This window comes from Acinetobacter yuyunsongii (assembly GCF_041021915.1).
GTDB lineage: Bacteria > Pseudomonadota > Gammaproteobacteria > Pseudomonadales > Moraxellaceae > Acinetobacter.
This window is the reverse complement of record NZ_CP157437.1, coordinates 1-14161: the sequence shown is the minus strand read 5'-3', so window position 1 is coordinate 14161 and position 14161 is coordinate 1. Positions and strand designations below refer to the sequence as shown.

The following is a 14161-nucleotide window of genomic DNA, read 5'->3' as shown; positions in this document are numbered from 1 at the left end:
ATATTCTCACCAATAAAAATGTCCGGTTTCTCCGAGGTAAAATATGACTTTTGAACAAAAATAAGCCATTGTTTATTCTTTTTATTTCCAACAAAATTCCAGAACTCATCTACTTCGAGAGATTCATAATGACTTTGCTGAGGCTGAATTTCATAGGTTGATTCAGTTAAAGTACGTAAAACTTTACCGATACTGATGCGCTCAACTTCAGCAATATCTCGTATACCGCTGCCTCTGACCATCAACTGTAATATTTTACGAGTAATACCTGACTTACATCCTAGATAGCTCAGTGCATGATCACCAATAAACTGACGTTTACAGTCTTTGCACTGATAGTTTTGTTTCCCATCTACTTTGATACCATTTTTCTTTATACTATCACTGAGGCAGGTTGGACATTTGATTGCTAGAGTTATTTGCATTTCTCTATTTTATCAAAATCCAATCGGCTTTTTCTTCAGCATACTTTTTGAAACACTACCAAATTTTAAAGTTGTATATCATGAAATTATTAAAAATATTGAGTTTAGTTTGCTTAAGCATAAGTATTGGGGCTTGTGCTGAGCATAGTATGAGTCGAGCAAAAACAAGTACAATTCCACAAGTGAATAACTCAATCATCGATCAGAATGTTCAAGCGCTTTTTAATGAAATCTCAGCTGATGCTGTGTTTGTCACATATGATGGTCAAAATATTAAAAAATATGGCACGCATTTAGACCGAGCAAAAACAGCTTATATTCCTGCATCTACATTTAAAATTGCCAATGCACTAATTGGTTTAGAAAATCATAAAGCAACATCTACAGAAATATTTAAGTGGGATGGAAAGCCACGTTTTTTTAAAGCATGGGACAAAGATTTTACTTTGGGCGAAGCCATGCAAGCATCTACAGTGCCTGTATATCAAGAATTGGCACGTCGTATTGGTCCAAGCTTAATGCAAAGTGAATTGCAACGTATTGGTTATGGCAATATGCAAATAGGCACGGAAGTTGATCAATTTTGGTTGAAAGGGCCTTTGACAATTACACCTATACAAGAAGTAAAGTTTGTGTATGATTTAGCCCAAGGGCAATTGCCTTTTAAACCTGAAGTTCAGCAACAAGTGAAAGAGATGTTGTATGTAGAGCGCAGAGGGGAGAATCGTCTATATGCTAAAAGTGGCTGGGGAATGGCTGTAGACCCGCAAGTGGGTTGGTATGTGGGTTTTGTTGAAAAGGCAGATGGGCAAGTGGTGGCATTTGCTTTAAATATGCAAATGAAAGCTGGTGATGATATTGCTCTACGTAAACAATTGTCTTTAGATGTGCTAGATAAGTTGGGTGTTTTTCATTATTTATAAGAATTAGAAGTTTGAGGTTAATCTATTTTTGGTAGTGTTTCAAAAAGTATGCTGAAGAAAAAGCCGATTGGATTTTGATAAAATAGAGAAATGCAAATAACTCTAGCAATCAAATGTCCAACCTGCCTCAGTGATAGTATAAAGAAAAATGGTATCAAAGTAGATGGGAAACAAAACTATCAGTGCAAAGACTGTAAACGTCAGTTTATTGGTGATCATGCACTGAGCTATCTAGGATGTAAGTCAGGTATTACTCGTAAAATATTACAGTTGATGGTCAGAGGCAGCGGTATACGAGATATTGCTGAAGTTGAGCGCATCAGTATCGGTAAAGTTTTACGTACTTTAACTGAATCAACCTATGAAATTCAGCCTCAGCAAAGTCATTATGAATCTCTCGAAGTAGATGAGTTCTGGAATTTTGTTGGAAATAAAAAGAATAAACAATGGCTTATTTACGCCTATCATCGAGAAACAGGTGAAATTGTTGCTTATGTTTGGGGTAAACGAGATTTAGCTACAGTCTAACAATTGAAGACAAAGCTTAAACAATTAGATATTCACTACACCCGAATTGCAAGTGATCATTGGGACAGTTTCATCACTGCTTTTAAAAATGGTAAGCAAAGTATTGGTAAATTTTTTACTGTAGGTATTGAAGGCAATAATTGCAAAATAAGGCATAGAATTAGGCGTAGCTTCAGAAGAAGCTGTAATTTTTCAAAAAAGCTTGAAAACCATTTTAAAGCTTTTGATTTAGCCTTCTTTTCTTTTACATCAATAATGGCTTCATTTAAAGGCAGCATACTTTTTGAAGCACCACCAAAATTTTATGTTAAGTAGAGACTAAAAATGCCCTTGATTAAGGGCTTACAAGGGCATTTTGTATAAGGTGTATTATGTTAATTTTAGAATTTCTTCATTAGATAATTTTTGATAAGCTAAATCCATTAGGACTAATTAAGTAAATATGAGCAATTGGGTCAATGTCACACAGGATAAGTCTACAGGTATAGAACTAATTCATGCCCACTTCAAAGGCTTTGCATACGATCCTCATCTACACTCAAGTTATCTTATAGGGGTAACAGAGTTAGGACATCAACAATTCAATTGTAGAAAAAAAATTATTGATAGCTATCAAGGTCAAACTTTCATGCTTGAACCTGAAGAAGTTCATGATGGTAATGCACCAGATCCTCTCGGCTTCACTTATAAAATGATGCATTTAGATCCAGCATGGTTAAAAAAAAGCTATGAAGGAATATTTAATGAGCCTATCGAACTTGCTATCGAATCAACCCTACGTTCTGATCCTCAACTTTCACATTTGATACTTTCAACCTACAATATATTGAATAACAATGAATCTCAATTGATGAAAGATACGTATTTAGATCTTTTATTAGAAAACTTAAAGCAGAATAGGGAGGCTTTAAGGATGTAAATAAGATATGTGAAGGAATTTCTTTTCGGATTTCATTTATATAGATTTGAAGAATTCTGTAGTCTCGTTCCTGCAGTTTAATTACTCGGTACGAATATTCATTTTTGATTTTTGGCTTTTTTGATCGATCATCGAACTCATCATCTGTATTTGTAATAATTAAACTAAAACTATGATTCTGAATTGATTTTTTAATAGAGTTGGTTGTTAGTAGCATAAGCTCACCAATTCTAAGACCATAGTTGAGCATGAGATGTATGATCAGAAAGTTTCTGAGTTGTACATTTTTAGATCTAAAAGGATTTAATTCATTGTATTTATTAGAGTTACTTGGTGAAATGACTGAATACAATCCTTTAATCATTTCCTGATTCATGCTCTTAAAATTATGATTTATCTCACTTTTAATTGTCTTATTGGCTTTTGAAAAATTATTTATAATTTTTTTCTTTATTGTCATATATTTATTCAAGTTTTCTTTAATTTTTTGAATTTCCTTCAACGTAAGTTGTGGCTGTGATTGCATGCTTAAGTATTCATTAATCAAGAAGTTGTAAAACTTTAAGAAGGATCTAACTCTATGACCAATTGTTGTGTAATTAATATGTTCTGAATTGCTTAGCCGTATAAGATTACTTTCAAGTTTTTTATTATTTTCTAAGTAAACAATGAAATTATCAATTTCACATTGAATGATCTCAAAATTATAGGATGTCGAATAGAACGACTCACAAAAGGACGTGGCAAACTTTTCAAACCAAAATTCATACCAAAATTTTATTGCGATTAAATCTGCATGCTGCGTAGAGATACTTTGAAATCTAAGAAATTTCATGGTGTACAGCATAGGGTACATACATGGACAGAATGAATCTAAATCAAATAAAAGAATAATTTGATTTTCGTTTGAGACTTTCTTTTCTAAATGAATTGTTTTTAAAGCAAACATAGTAAAGTTTATGAATTATTCTTAAGGTCAACATATCATATTTTATGATTGAAATAGAAATTAGTTAAGTTATTGAATCTTAGTTCAAGAAAGAAAAATATGAAGTTATTGTTAGGTGTATCGGAATTGTCATAATTAAAATTCTCAAAGGAGTAGAAAAGGCACTACCCCACAATTTTTTTCTCTCAAAATGTCATTCACTGTCATTTTTTAGTGGCAAGTACCAGGTGCAATTCTTTTTACGGTGTATTACACCGTAGATGTTTTGAGTGAGCTTAGCTGGCACCGTAAAAGTTTTGATCGACAAAATATCCAAAGTCAACTGGACTGTTAATCCATTTGCTAAACAAAACGTGAAACAGCAAATTATTGTAGTCTATATATTTTTCATAATTGTTCACGATACCTAAGTTCAGCAAGTTTTTTTCAAACTCAATGCGTTCAATGGGTTCTGATTTCACAAATGCATGGATGGATGCTTTGATTGTGGGAGGAAAATAAAGTGTCATCCTAACTACAGGACCCTGCAACGTAGCAATTCCTGCAAAAATCCATTTAAAACAATGACTTATTTCAATTCTGCCATCTGCAAGCGTTTTGTGGGGATGGAGGCCGGAATCATTAAAGTATCATCCTAATTTTCGCTCAACCTTGGAAAATGCTGAGAATCGTAAAAATAAAGTTTCATCCTTTCCGCTACTAGTTCAAGGCTTTCTTCCGGCCGCCGGCAACAACGCTGCTTGGCTGAGGCGATCCACTTGCGCTACCGCTCACTGATCAGATCGAACTTGAACTCGACGAGCAGCCAACCATCAGGCCGAGCGTGATCGCCAAAAAAAACGGATCATGCGAAATCCTTCGTTGAGTTTGGCGCGGGTTTTAGCAAATCAGCTGGCCCGCGATCCGGTTGAGAGTGATCCGAAGCGGTCCTTGACGACCGGCACAAATCGGCCGATTCTGTTGAAAAAGTAGCTTTAGCGGCAGCCTGCCGATCAGGTGTGCCTGCTGTCGAAGTGGCTGCAAGCCACTTCAAGTTGCCTTCCGGCGTTTCACTGAGCGTCCTTGCTCAGGTTTAAGGGTTAATTTGAGGGTTTCTGCTCGTAGCAGGCATACCTATCCCGTCAGCGGTGGCCCTTGAGGCAAAAGCTTGGCCATGCGGCGCAGGTTCTGCACCATCGCAGCCAAGGTGAATTCGTCAGTGGCACCCGTTAGGCCACGCAGTCGTAAACGGTCGAGTTTCATGATCCGTTTGAGGTGGGCGAAAAGCATCTCCACCTTCTTTCGTTCGCAGCGAGAGACGAGGTACTCCGGTGTCTTGGCGATGCGTCGAGCCACGTCGCGGGCAGCCTCATGGATGCTGCGGACGATCTTCCGATTCGGCGTGTTGGGGCAGCATTTCGCTTTCAACGGGCAGGTGGCGCAGTCGGTTTGGCTGGAGCGGTAAATGACGGTTTTGGCCTTAGTTACCCGCGACCTTTGCTGGGTGAAGGCGCGCCATTCACTGCGTAGCGGTTTGCCGGCTGGGCAGCGATATTCATTGGCGTCCTGACTCCAGTGAAAGTCGTTACTGGAGAGGCTGTCGTCCTTGCGCTCGGTCTTGTCCCACACCGGCACATGCGGTTCGATGTCCTTTTCTTCGACCATCCAGGCCAGCATCGGGGCGGTGCCATAAGCGGTATCGCCGATAAGGCGTTCCGGTGTGAGATCGAACTGCGCCTCGACACGCTCGACCATCGTCCTAGTCGAATCGACTTCGGCGGTACGGTGCGCCGGGGTAGCTTCCACGTCCATGATCACACCGTGCTCAGTGTCGATCAGGTAATTCGTGGAGTAGGCAAAAAAGGCCGGGCCACCTGGCGCTGCTGTCCAACGGGACTGAGGATCAGTGAGCGAAATTTTCTTGGGAAGAGCCTCAGCCAGCGCCTCTTCATCAAGGGCTTCGAGGTACTCGCGCACTGCGCGGCTGCTGAGCTTTGGATCGTTCCAATCGACCTCATCTCCCGCCACCCCACGTTGCCGGCTGGCATCCGCCTTAATGATGCTGGCGTCGACGGCGAAACCTTCACCCTTGACTAGGCCGGCTGCCATGCAGCGCCGCAGCACCTCATTGAATAACCAGCGGAATAGATCGCTGTCACGAAAACGCCCATGGCGATTCTTCGAGAAGGTCGAGTGATTGGGGACTTCGTCTTCCAGACCCAACCGGCAGAACCAGCGATAGGCCAGGTTCAGGTGCACCTCTTCGCACAATCGCCGCTCGGAACGAATGCCATAGCAAGTAGCCGACGACCAGCATGCGCACCATCAACTCCGGGTCAATCGAGGGACGCCCGATGGGGCTATAGAAATCTGCCAGGTAGGCACGTAGATCACTGAGATCCAAGCACTGGTCGATGCTGCGCAGGAGATGTTGGGCCGGGACGTGATCTTCCAGATTGAACGAGTAGAACAGGCGCTGCTGTCCTCCCGGTAACTGTCCCATCATGCTGTTCGCCCCCACGCTCGCTGACAAAGCAATTTTGCCAACGGCATGGGGAGGCCGCTACTTTTTCAACAGAATCGGCCGCACACAGCCATTCGGCTCAACAGAACCCTGCCTTTACCCCACCAAACTCCGGAAACTCGCCCGGTAGTCCGTCGGCTTGAGATGCACATGTTGGCTGAGGTCGCCGGGTAGCGTGAACAGGCGCGGACCGTCCCGAAACTGGAACACGCGATACAGATGGAATTGATCGCCCGCCTCCTTGGAGAATTCGAGTTCGTTGTGGCTGACCAAGAAAGACGAGCCTACCCCGCCATTGGTGGTTTTCACCTCGATGAAGCGCTCATGGGCGTCCTCTTCGAACGACAGGATGTCGAACCCCGCACCGTCTCCCTGGGTGTCGGACACCCAATCCAGCCGCTGAAAAAGCTCTGGGTGGCCGAGCTCGGTCAGGCGTTGCTGTTCGTAGCCAATCACCCACTGCTCCCCTGCCCGGCCCAGCTTGCGGTTGGCTTCATCGCGAGCGGCATAATCGAACTTTCGCGGTAGGCGTTGCCGTAGAGATGCCGGGGTACGCACAAGCACTTCACGGGCGGGTGGTTCTACCAAAGCCGCTCGGTAGGTTTTGTCACCCGGAAGTTTTACCTCCTCCAGGGCATCGACAAGAGCGCCGACCGTCTGCTGATGTTCCAGAACGTAGGCGTGTACGGATTTACGCAGCAGCAGTTGGCTGTTGCCGCGTGGCTTGTAGCCGTTGATATAGGGCAGGCCCAGGGCATCGAGTACGGCGCTAATGTTCTGGTGCTTGAGCTCGACTGAAGACTTGCTGCGACCGTTCAGCAGTTGGCGCAGTGCCTGGTTGTGCTCGGACTTGTTGTACGGCTCCCCAGCCGCCTCGGCACGCAGCATGTCGAAATAGTCTTCGACCGTGGCCAGGACCTCTTCTTCGGACCAGTCTTCGCCGATGCGAATGATGCGAAACCCGAGCCGCGTCAGCGCCGGAACGACGGTCGCCTCGCCACCGGAGAAGCTGTCAGCAGTGAGCGGGCCCTGCTCGGGAAATTGCTTGCCGAAGGCCACACCGGCGATGGCCTTGGAATCGCAATCGGTGCCGGTCTTCGGATCACGTACCAGGAAGTCGCGGGACTTGCCGTAGCCGTGGCGCGCCAGGAATTTCGTGCGGCCCAGTTGCACGAACTCATCGATGGCAGCCTGCACGGCGGCGGGGCTTCGAAGCTGGGAGAGTTGAGACACAGGGTCCTTCCTTACTGTCATGGTGTGCCGGGAACCGCCGAGCCACGAGATTATGAGTAGCCCCTGAACAGAAACGTCACGATAAAAGCCGTGAACGCCACCAGGCCCATTAAATCCCTTGCGTATTTGCAGCCCGTGCTGTCCAAACCTGTACCAGGTCCGATCAACACGCTCCAACCATTGAGGTACGAAAACACCGCCTGACCGAACAAAAAATGCGTGATAGCCGCCGCAGCCATGACGCCGGAATCGTCAGACAGGCTGTAGCTGTTGACCATTGCCCTGTACGCCTGCATCTGAAATGGCTATTGCCCTGATGGGAGCCGGCTTTTCAGCCACCGACACCAGCGATGCCGTCAATATTCTTTACCCGATAACCATGACCGTACAAGCTAACAAGGCCTGGCAAGCCAGCGGACTTAAAAAGTCTTTTTTTCTACCATCCCACAAAAAAGTTCGTGGTGGAGAAAAGATAAGCTATGCAAGGCTTTAGGAGACGTGGTTTTTCAGGATGACGAAGAACGATTCGGCGCTAGGTGCAACATAGGTGCATCGCACGAGCGCTAGGAACGGCGAAAAAAGGCGGACGTGGCGAAATCGGTAGACGCAGCAGACTTTAAAATTGGAGTGCCCGCGGGGAAATCCGCGGAGTAGAACCGCTCAAAGTCGGGGAACGCTAACGGGCAATACCCTAAGCCAATCCCGAGCCAAGCCCCTTCGGGGGAAGGTGTAGAGACTGGACGGGCGGCGCCTAAAGCCTTCGGGCAATGGCGAAGGGACAGTCCAGACCACGAACGTCATCAGACGGCGGCGAAAGTCGAGGTGGTACGAAAATCTGCTTCTCTGTGAGAGTACGGGTTCGAGTCCCGTCGTCCGCACCACAAAGCCAAACATCCCTGCGATGATCGACCTCTGGGCGTTTGGTCGTGAGCCCGCCACCCTCGCGCTACGCTTTGCGCAGGCGTCGAAGGCGATCAGGTGCGCCCATCGATTCCGTCGAGCACCATCGCTGCGAGTTCATCGCTGGTGTGTGCACCACTATCGAGAACACGGGTTGTGCATGGAAGCCGTTCCCTTGCGGCCAAGCATCGGGCGACATTCGCTAATCGCCACTCTCGAATCTCCGCATTTCGATTCGGGTCAGGATGCATGGTCTGGTTCGCGATCCGGTGACGCAATAGGTCCTCGTTGAGCGTCAGAAAGATGTGCAGCAGCTGATCGTCGATCCGCCTTACCCCGTCGAGTATCTCAGTCAGATAGTCCGGGTGCACGAGCGTCATTGGGATGATGATGTCCTGCGAGTAATTCCTTCGAATCTCCCTGACCGCCGCGATCGTAAGTCCCCTCCACAAGGGGAGATCCTGATAGTCTCCGCTCGCTGGCATGGGGACCGTTTCTTTCACCACGAACCCGATTTCCTCGGGGTCAAAGATCAGCGATTTGGAACGCCGATCGCGCAGCCGCTTAGCGAGCGTCGTCTTTCCGGCGCCGAAAGGTCCGTTGATCCAGATTATCATTGTCGACGGCCTCTAACCTGAAGGCTCGCAAGAGCGCTCGACGGCCTCGTGCGGAGGCACGATCGGAGTGGTTCCGAAATGCTTCTCAAGATAGGTGACGCCGAACGTCACGATGTCCTGCGCGTCGAACAGGTAGCACTGAGCAAAGCCCACGACACCTTCTCGATGGCGACCGAGCTTCACGTAAGCATTTGCTATAGTTTCAACCGCATCCGGCTTTCCTTCGATAGCAAAGCAATCGAGAATGCCGTTTGAATCGTAATCCGATGCCGTTTTCCAGGCGACTTCACCGTCTCTTCCAAGCATCGGCATCTCATACGTCACCCACCGTTTGTTGGGGATATCGGCAACCGCCTCGGCGTAGTGCAATGCGGTAACGGAGTTTAGCGGCGCACCCAACAGCAGGGCCTTCCCGCCAAGGCGAACGAACCGCTCGACGGGCGATCCTTCCCCCAAGGCGTGACCGAGTTCGTGAGGCTCCGTCAGCGTTTCAGCCAGCGGACCAACCGCGACCATCGATGCATCGGGGTGCGCGCTGCGCCGCGCGCCGGGGGCTTGAACCAGAAATTGATTCAGCAGGCCGAACCCACGGTAAGTCCCGGCTGTTGCGGGATCGAACGGCAGCCAGGTACGGCGGGCTTCGTCATCCAGCCGAGCGCCATTCAGAGTCTCCTCGTAGGGTGATCGGTCCCACGACGCGTATCCCATCACAGTGCCAGTCGGCCCAACCGCGGAGCGTAACGCGGCAACGACCGTCTCCGCTCCTCCTTCGACCGGACCAATCGCTTTAAGTGAGGCATGCACCATCAAGAGGTCACCGGTTTGGACTCCGAGTTTTTGAAGCGCCTCCGTTATTGCCTTCCGCGTATGCATCGCGATATCTCCTCTAAACTGCAAAACACTATACCTATCGAGATATCACTCTACTATACCTATCGAGATATAGAGGTGGTCCCACTTGTTTGAACAACTAAAAGCGTATTTATAAGTGATATTCCGCTCTAGTTAAGCCACCTTGTTTTGTTGGGGTAGCTGATCATAGTAAAACTCATTTGGTGTCATTTTGTCTAGACTCGAATGAGGTCGTTTCAAATTATAAAACTCAAAATATGCACTTAATTGCTTTTTCGCATCTGTGACACTGCTATAAGCTTTGAGATACACCTCTTCATATTTAACGCTCCGCCATAATCGTTCAACCATCACATTATCTACCCATCGACCTTTACCATCCATACTGATTTGAATGCCATTTGATTTCAATACATCAATAAATGCATCACTGGTAAACTGGCTGCCTTGGTCTGTATTAAATATTTCAGGTCGACCATATTTTTCAATCGCTTCATTTAAAGCCGAAATACAAAAATCCACCTCCATACTAATCGATACCCTATGCGCAAGTACCTTGCGGCTATGCCAATCAATCACAGCACATAAATAAACAAAGCCTTTTGCCATAGGGATATACGTTATATCCGTAGACCACACTTGATTACTGCGCTGAATAGCCAACCCTTAGAGCAGATATGGATATTTACGGTGAGCTTGATTCGCCTGGCTTAAATTTGGTTTGCAATATAACGCCTGAATACCCATTTTCTTCATTAAAGTACGTGTATGACGTCGTCCTATATGATGCCCTTGACGATTCAACAAATCACGCATCATACGGCTGCCTGCAAAAGGATATTGCATATGTAATTCATCAATACACCGCATCAGTTTCAGATCTGATGAGCTAACAGGTTTTGGGCGATAATAATAACAACCACGGGAGACTTTCAGCAGCTTAGCTTGCTTAGATACTGAAATCTGAAGTGAGTCGTCGATTAACTTTTGTGGTTGAAGCGGCCCAGTTTCTTCAACACACCTTCTAAAAAATCAATTTCTAATGCCTGCTCACCGATTTTTGCATGTAACTTTTTAAGATCAATGGGGGTTCTGATGGAGCTTTTGATTGATCGAAAGCTTGCGAGGAAGCTGAGATTAATTGATTTTTCCAGTCAATAATTTGGTTTTGATGAACATCAAACTCAGAACTCAATTCAGCAAGTGTTTTTTCTGCTTTAATCGCAGCAAGTGCTACCTTAGCTTTAAAATCATTTGAATGATTTCTTCTTGGTCTACGTGCCATAAAATACTCCATATATTGATGTTTATAACATCATTTGAGGAGCAGAATATCACTTATAGCAGTTGTTCAAATTTCCGGATCCATCTCTGTTAATTTCTTATCCGCGATTCAGATTAATTAAGGTATAAGAAAAATACCTCTATCATTCGATTGATTCCTTTATATAAATAATAAAGTAAATATATGTTTTCGATGAAGCTTTATAAAATTCAGTATTAGACCTGTAGGGAAAACTTATCAAACTAAGTATTGGCTAGTCTTTTTCTTCGAAAAACTTATCAAACGAAGTATTAAGTTAATCTTTTTCTTCAACTTCTTCCTTAAACTCAAACAAATCATTCATCGTACAGTTAAAGTACTTACACAACTTATCGGCGACTGGTAATTCAATACGTACAGCACGGTCATAATACATACTTGTGAGCGTGTTGCGATTGATACCTGTTGCATGCACCACTTCACTTAATTTTAAAATTTTTCTATCGCCCATGAGGCTAGATAACTTACAAGTAATCATATTTAAATTAATTTACAAAAAATAACTTGCTGTGGGTTATTTGAAGTTGTTGACTGAGTAATACTTTGCTAAAATTAACCTACAGCAGGTTATTAAAACTTATAGAAAGTATATTTTATCCATTTCAACTAAATTATAACTTTTTAAGTATAAGGATTGAACCTGCATTAGATTATTTTGTGGAGATGACCGCCGTGTTAACAAATGAGTTATTGATCAGCCAGCAAGCTCGTGACTTAGGAAATCAATTAATTAAAGAAATGAACATCAATAGAAGTTATGGAATGGCTAATTTTCTTGGAGTAAATACTTGCTATGATAATCATCAGGCTGTACTTATTTGGACATTTCAACTGCTTGAAAGGGAACCTGCCTTAAATGAATTAGCAGAAATTAAAAAATATTTTCTTTTAATCTTTCCAGATAGTGTTTATCAATTAGCCTAAGTTGTATTTAAAAATTAATTTTTTAAATAAAAAGCACTAAATCAAAGAAAGCTTTATTTAAAAATACCTATTAATTCAAAAACATACCATTTACTGAATATATGAAGCATAGGTTCCTGCTCTATCACTCACTCGTACTAAAATTACATCGCTCTTTTTACTGATACTAAACAATTTATGTCCACGCCACGTTCTGCGGCTTCGAGGGCTAGTTTTTGTTGAACCACTGAGAACAAGGACAACAAACTGCCTACTATATTTTCCCGGAGAGTGGTGTAGGAACTTTTTCATTATTGCTAATCATATCAGCGACAACATCAGCAACGAGCTCCTCTATTCCTGAGAATGCTTTAGACTGATCCGCATCAAGCCAAGACAATGATGGAAACTCAGCACACAACCCAACATACTCATTATATTCTGCTGACCATGTAACACGGCAAGTATATTGTTTACTATCCATTTGAAACCCCATAATGTTTTAAGTCTATGTATAAAAGTACGATTTTCACTTAGCAGTACTTAAATAATCACCCCACCACTGCATCATTTCAGTCCGCTGGGCTAAATAGTCAGCGTGATTATAGCTGGCACGGGTACGGTTCTTATCAATATGTGAAAGTTGTGCCTCAATCCAGTTATCCTGGAACAAACCTGAGTCATTCAAAATGGTACTAAAAGTGGAACGTAGTCCATGAGAGGATAATTGATGTTTTCCATAGCCCATCTTACGTATAGCCATATTTAATGTATTAAAATGAATCGGTTGATTATGTTTCCGTGGGCTAGCAAAAATGTACTTTTCACCGTATGACCATTGCATGACGTCTTTTAAAATATCTAAAGCCTGATCTGAAAGTGGAACTAAGAAGTCGGGAATCTCATGGCCTAATATGACTTTTCGTCGAAACTGTTTAATATGCAAGGCAGGTATTTTCCAGATTTTTTCATTTAAATCAAAATGATGAGGCTCAGCCAATAACAATTCAGCCCCTCGCACGCCAGTATGTAATTTGAACAGCAGTGCTTTTTTAATAATCGGATGGGCATCCAATTTTAATAAATTTTTCTTAAAATCTGATATATCCTCCGCTTTCAAATACGGATAATTCTTCTTGATTTTACTGTTAATGGCGATTTTATTTAAACCATGCGCGATGTTGAATTCACAATAACCCATCGCTACAGCGTAGTCATAAATTTGGTTCAAATAACTACAAGCTTTCTTGACAGGTTCTTTTACTTGGCGTCCCTCTATTTTTTTGATTACTGAAACCAGGTCATAACGCTTGATGTTTTGAAAAGGTAAATCCTGAAGGTCTGGATAAATATCTTGCTGTAAACATCTTTCTGCTAACTGTAGTACACCGCAGCGGGGTGAATCATTAAATGCATTTTTCAGTTTGAACTGCAGCCACTCCTCCCCTACCTTACGAAAGGTGATGACATTAGAGACAGTATCATGCTCAAAACAATAATTATTGTCTTTAAAGTCATCTTTGACTTGTCGTGCCTTTTTCAGCGATAAATCAGGATAAAGCCCCAACTGAATGCGGCGACGTTTTTTTGTTTGTGGATCTGTATAGCGATAGCACCAAGATTTTCTTCCAGTCGGCTCAATCTTCAGGCTAAGTCCATCTTCATCGGATAAAAAACAAGTTTTTTCCTTGCAATGAGCTTGGCGAACTTTAATTTCAGTAAGACTCATGAAATTTAAATGAAACCTATCAGCGGATTGACGAGATCCATTATATCAAAATAGAAGAAAATATATATGATGCGTATGTTACGCATCATATATATTTGTAATATATTGTTTTATATATTTAATATTTTAAGTATTTGTATTTTAGTAACCATTATAAGTACCACCTCTTCTTTAAGTTCCCAACAACTCACTTTTTCTGTCATCAATGTTAAATAAGTCTTGTGCTTTAAATTCTTAGATGACCTCCTCTACCCTTTATTATCATTTTTATAAAAGTAACTATATGTACTCATTAAAATTTGTAGAGCTCAAAAACAAAAAAGACCGCTATATAGCAGTCTTTTAACTTAATTAAA

11 protein-coding genes and 5 pseudogenes are annotated in these 14161 nt (G+C 43.4%); 5 read left to right on the top strand and 11 right to left on the bottom strand.

Annotation, left to right across the window (positions count from 1 at the left end; genetic code table 11):
• Positions 1–56: 56 nt before the first annotated feature.
• Positions 57–425: pseudogene (locus tag ABLB98_RS14940) on the bottom strand (IS1-like element ISAba3 family transposase); the annotation flags it as partial.
• A gap of 80 nt (positions 426–505) precedes the next feature.
• Here ABLB98_RS14940 and ABLB98_RS14935 point away from each other — a divergent pair.
• The 3 genes and pseudogenes from ABLB98_RS14935 (at position 506) to ABLB98_RS14925 (ending at position 2795) form a co-directional block, all read left to right on the top strand.
• Positions 506–1348, top strand: coding sequence for a carbapenem-hydrolyzing class D beta-lactamase OXA-58 (locus tag ABLB98_RS14935; RefSeq protein WP_002002480.1), 843 nt, complete (start codon positions 506–508; stop codon positions 1346–1348).
• Between the two features lie 90 nt (positions 1349–1438).
• A pseudogene (locus ABLB98_RS14930) lies at positions 1439–2145 on the top strand (IS1 family transposase).
• Positions 2146–2318: 173 nt separating this feature from the next.
• Positions 2319–2795, top strand: a complete 477-nt coding sequence (locus tag ABLB98_RS14925; protein WP_074163966.1) for an AraC family ligand binding domain-containing protein — start codon at positions 2319–2321, stop codon at positions 2793–2795.
• Here the strand turns inward: ABLB98_RS14925 and ABLB98_RS14920 are convergent.
• The 4 genes and pseudogenes from ABLB98_RS14920 to ABLB98_RS14905 form a co-directional block, all read right to left on the bottom strand.
• Positions 2758–3744: pseudogene (locus tag ABLB98_RS14920) on the bottom strand (site-specific integrase); the annotation flags it as partial. The gene ABLB98_RS14925 and the pseudogene ABLB98_RS14920 overlap by 38 nt on opposite strands.
• Positions 3745–4857: 1113 nt before the next feature.
• Positions 4858–6229 (bottom strand): annotated as a pseudogene (locus ABLB98_RS14915) (IS1182-like element ISCfr1 family transposase).
• Positions 6230–6343: 114 nt separating this feature from the next.
• Complete coding sequence (locus tag ABLB98_RS14910) at positions 6344–7480, bottom strand: DUF3883 domain-containing protein (RefSeq protein ID WP_000080860.1); 1137 nt, start codon at positions 7478–7480, stop codon at positions 6344–6346.
• A gap of 50 nt (positions 7481–7530) precedes the next feature.
• Positions 7531–7758, bottom strand: coding sequence for a hypothetical protein (locus ABLB98_RS14905; RefSeq protein WP_000248278.1), 228 nt, complete (start codon positions 7756–7758; stop codon positions 7531–7533).
• Positions 7759–7781: 23 nt separating this feature from the next.
• On the opposite strand from ABLB98_RS14905, the gene ABLB98_RS14900 reads away from it, so the two are divergent.
• Positions 7782–7973, top strand: a complete 192-nt coding sequence (locus tag ABLB98_RS14900; RefSeq protein ID WP_000951934.1) for a hypothetical protein — start codon at positions 7782–7784, stop codon at positions 7971–7973.
• 481 nt (positions 7974–8454) lie between these two features.
• Here the strand turns inward: ABLB98_RS14900 and ABLB98_RS14895 are convergent, their stop codons facing one another.
• From ABLB98_RS14895 to ABLB98_RS14880, 4 genes and pseudogenes are all read right to left on the bottom strand, one after another.
• Positions 8455–8997: an AAA family ATPase gene (locus tag ABLB98_RS14895; RefSeq protein WP_000587837.1), complete on the bottom strand. Its 543-nt coding sequence runs from the start codon at positions 8995–8997 to the stop codon at positions 8455–8457.
• A gap of 12 nt (positions 8998–9009) precedes the next feature.
• Complete coding sequence (aac(3)-IId, locus tag ABLB98_RS14890; RefSeq protein ID WP_000557454.1) at positions 9010–9870, bottom strand: aminoglycoside N-acetyltransferase AAC(3)-IId; 861 nt, start codon at positions 9868–9870, stop codon at positions 9010–9012.
• Between the two features lie 132 nt (positions 9871–10002).
• Positions 10003–11146, bottom strand: a pseudogene (locus ABLB98_RS14885) (IS3-like element ISAba14 family transposase).
• A gap of 283 nt (positions 11147–11429) precedes the next feature.
• Positions 11430–11651, bottom strand: coding sequence for a helix-turn-helix transcriptional regulator (locus ABLB98_RS14880; RefSeq protein WP_004658364.1), 222 nt, complete (start codon positions 11649–11651; stop codon positions 11430–11432).
• Positions 11652–11845: 194 nt separating this feature from the next.
• Here ABLB98_RS14880 and ABLB98_RS14875 point away from each other — a divergent pair, with 194 nt between their 5' ends.
• Positions 11846–12097: a hypothetical protein gene (locus ABLB98_RS14875; RefSeq protein ID WP_004758991.1), complete on the top strand. Its 252-nt coding sequence runs from the start codon at positions 11846–11848 to the stop codon at positions 12095–12097.
• Positions 12098–12350: 253 nt separating this feature from the next.
• On the opposite strand, the gene ABLB98_RS14870 is transcribed toward ABLB98_RS14875, so the two are convergent.
• The gene (locus ABLB98_RS14870; protein WP_001986288.1) at positions 12351–12572 is read right to left on the bottom strand and encodes a hypothetical protein; all 222 of its coding nucleotides are present in this window, start codon (positions 12570–12572) and stop codon (positions 12351–12353) included.
• Positions 12573–12605: 33 nt separating this feature from the next.
• Complete coding sequence (locus ABLB98_RS14865) at positions 12606–13805, bottom strand: integrase arm-type DNA-binding domain-containing protein (RefSeq protein ID WP_000059658.1); 1200 nt, start codon at positions 13803–13805, stop codon at positions 12606–12608.
• Between the last annotated feature and the right edge of the window lie 356 nt (positions 13806–14161).

What these genes read in the sequence shown, in the direction of transcription:
- ABLB98_RS14935 (WP_002002480.1), top strand. Translation starts at nt 506, where the DNA reads ATGAAATTATTAAAAATATTGAGTTTAGTTTGCTTAAGCATAAGTATT.
- ABLB98_RS14925 (WP_074163966.1), top strand. Translation starts at nt 2,319, where the DNA reads ATGAGCAATTGGGTCAATGTCACACAGGATAAGTCTACAGGTATAGAA.
- ABLB98_RS14905 (WP_000248278.1), bottom strand. Translation starts at nt 7,758, where the DNA reads ATGGTCAACAGCTACAGCCTGTCTGACGATTCCGGCGTCATGGCTGCG.
- ABLB98_RS14900 (WP_000951934.1), top strand. Translation starts at nt 7,782, where the DNA reads ATGGCTATTGCCCTGATGGGAGCCGGCTTTTCAGCCACCGACACCAGC.
- ABLB98_RS14895 (WP_000587837.1), bottom strand. Translation starts at nt 8,997, where the DNA reads ATGATAATCTGGATCAACGGACCTTTCGGCGCCGGAAAGACGACGCTC.
- ABLB98_RS14880 (WP_004658364.1), bottom strand. Translation starts at nt 11,651, where the DNA reads ATGATTACTTGTAAGTTATCTAGCCTCATGGGCGATAGAAAAATTTTA.
- ABLB98_RS14870 (WP_001986288.1), bottom strand. Translation starts at nt 12,572, where the DNA reads ATGGGGTTTCAAATGGATAGTAAACAATATACTTGCCGTGTTACATGG.
- ABLB98_RS14865 (WP_000059658.1), bottom strand. Translation starts at nt 13,805, where the DNA reads ATGAGTCTTACTGAAATTAAAGTTCGCCAAGCTCATTGCAAGGAAAAA.